3 protein-coding genes are annotated in these 2719 nt (G+C 43.6%); all 3 read right to left on the reverse strand.

The window, feature by feature from the left end; all coding sequences use genetic code 11:
• Positions 1-574: type VI secretion system contractile sheath domain-containing protein (locus tag CAG68_RS08025; protein WP_161440987.1), on the reverse strand; the 574-nt coding region annotated here is incomplete at its 3' end.
• 52 nt (positions 575-626) lie between these two features.
• Complete coding sequence (gene tssC, locus CAG68_RS08030; protein WP_005375950.1) at positions 627-2120, reverse strand: type VI secretion system contractile sheath large subunit; 1494 nt, start codon at positions 2118-2120, stop codon at positions 627-629.
• Positions 2120-2650 carry a type VI secretion system contractile sheath small subunit gene (tssB, locus tag CAG68_RS08035; RefSeq protein ID WP_005387524.1) on the reverse strand — a complete coding sequence of 177 codons (531 nt, stop codon included), beginning with the start codon at positions 2648-2650 and terminating at the stop codon, positions 2120-2122. Before tssB ends, tssC begins: the two co-directional genes overlap by 1 nt.
• Between the last annotated feature and the right edge of the window lie 69 nt (positions 2651-2719).

The following is a 2719-nucleotide window of genomic DNA, read 5'->3' on the forward strand; positions in this document are numbered from 1 at the left end:
CTGCAGCTGCAGACTGAGAGATCTTACTCAACACAGACAGATCTCTATCAAAATAATTTTTACTAGGATCACAGCGAAGCTGATAATCTCCAACCACCACACCAAAGGGTTCTCCCCCTGCCATCCCATATTCATTTTGATAGAGCAACTTAAATAGTGCTGATTGGTCAAACTCGATGGCTTTTAAAGCATCTTTACTGATTTCATTCCATGTCGCCGTTAAAACCTTAACTTTTACAGAATCCGATGAACGAGAATCAACCTGTTCACATAAATACCTAACTCCAACCCACCCCCTTTCGAGCTGTTGAAACTCAGGATGATGTAATATTTCATTTAGTTGAGATTCTAATAGCTCATCAATGCGGTTAATTGTGTTCATCACACTATGACGAAAGCTGTCCAAATCTCTTGAACGTGTACCTTCTAGCCAAATTCGAGCTGACGATACAAGATCAGAAGATTCATTGAATCGAGTCAACCACGGGCTATCAAGTTCAGCGTAGCCTCCGGTACTGAACTCATGTTTTAGCTTGCTAGGGTCGCGAAAGTTAAGTGACACTGCTAATTCCATCTAGAACATAAAGATTGGTCATGGCTGGCCTTTCGACCAGCCAATTCGTTTCTTATCCACCTGACTGAGGGATCTTGGCCACAAGTCGCAAAGATGTCGTCAGTTCTTCCATTTGCAACCAAGGTTTCAGCCATGCTACGGCATTGTAAGAACCAGGTGCGCCAGGAATTTCCTTAACCTGAACACGAGCGTCTGCTAGAGGGTATTTCGCTCTGATCTCTTGACCACCGCCTTCAGAAGCATTGACGTAACCTAGGATCCAGCGGTTCAGCCAAGACTCAACGTCTTCTGCTTCCATAAAGCTACCAATTTTATCTCGAGCCATTACTTTCAAATAATGCGCAAAACGAGATGTTGCCATCATATAAGGTAGGCGGGCAGAAATGGCTGCATTGGCCGTTGCTTCAGGGGATTCATGGTTCGCTGGTTTTTGACAGGTTTGCGCACCAAAGAATACTGCATAGTTGGTGTTTTTGTAGTGACAAAGCGGTAAGAAACCAAGCTTACCAAGCTCCGCCTCACGTCTGTCGGTAATACCAATCTCTGTTGGGCACTTCATATCAGGGTCGCCATCATCACTCATGAAGAAATGCGTTGGCAAGTTATCCACTCGACCGCCGCCTTCTGCACCACGGATGGCAGTACAAAATCCATATTTTGAAAATGCGTCAGTTAACTTAACACCAAGAACATACGAAGAGTTCATCCAACAGTAGTCGTTATGTTCAGCGTTAACAGCAATACCTGAAACAGGATCTACTTCGAACTCTTCAAACCCAAACTCTTCGACTGGAGCGGTAGCTTGTCCGTATGGCAAACGAGCAAGGACTTTTGGCATCGTCAGACTAACGAAGCGCGAATCGGCACTCTCGCGGAACGAACGCCATTGGGCGTATTCTAGTGATTCAAATACCTTATCTAGGTCGCGTGGTTTTGACAGCTCAGTCCACTCATCAAAGCCGAATAGTGCTGGTGAAGCCGCGGACAAGAATGGAGAGAAGCCAGAAGCCGCTACATTTGACATTAGGCGTAACGACTCAATATCTTCTGGGTGGTTGGTAAACTCATAGTCTCCAATCAATGCACCATACGGTTCACCACCAGCACTACCAAACTCAGACTCGTAAACCTTTTTAAAGATCTGGCTTTGATCAAACTCAACAGCTTTGCTCAAGTCTTTATGTAGCTCTTTCTTGGTCATACTCATCATGCGAACTTTCAGAGTAGAACTGGTCTCTGAATTCATCACTAGATAATTTAAGCCGCGCCAAGAACCTTCGAGTTTCTGTAATTCTGGGTGATGCATTACTTCAGACAACTGATCAGAAATCTGCCTATCGAGCAAATTAATCGCTTCACGAAAAGTTACTGTTAGGTTTTTGTTCCAAGTAACTGTCCCTTTCATTGCTTCTTCAGCGAGCGTTTTAATCAGCTCCTCAGCACGAGAAGCTTCGGTCTGCTTAGTCGCACCAATAGCTTGATCTAAGAATGAAGTTGTCTGTTCATTAACTGTTGGATCTAACTGTTTTTCAGCTTCAGTCGTCATTATTCCGCTCCTTCAGTACTGTCTGACTTCGCTTTCTTGTCAAGATCTAACTCGCCTGCAAGTCTTGCCAGATTGTCCGTATTGTTCAAAACATCCTCTAGGATATTTTCAAGCTCTTCTGAGCGGTCAACTTTTGTCATCAAATCACGCAGTTTATTACGCGTTTCCATCAATTGGCGTAGTGGATCAACTTGATTTACGATCGCAGCAGGCTCAAAGTCTTGCATTGATTTAAAGTTTAAATCGACCTCAAACTGTGAATCGTCATTCGCAAGCTTATTCGCAACTTTAAACTTCACCGATGGATTCATTTTTTTGAGTACATCGTCAAAGTTATCTCGATCGATCTGAATAAAACGGCGGTCTTTTAATGGCTTCAACGCTTCTGTGTTTTGACCAGCGAAGTCACCCATTACACCTACAACAAAAGGCAGTTCTTTCTTAAGAGTCGTACCTTCAGTTTCAACATCATAGGTAATGTGGACACGAGGCTTCCGTACTCGTGATAGTTTCGAGTGGATACTCGTCATACCATTCTCCCTTTATTAATTTTCATTTTGTTCTGCTATGCCAACCAAACGGAAGTAGCTTTTCTTTGC

It is taken from the genome of Vibrio sp. V42_P2S4T144, from assembly GCF_009904715.1.
GTDB lineage: Bacteria > Pseudomonadota > Gammaproteobacteria > Enterobacterales > Vibrionaceae > Vibrio > Vibrio alginolyticus.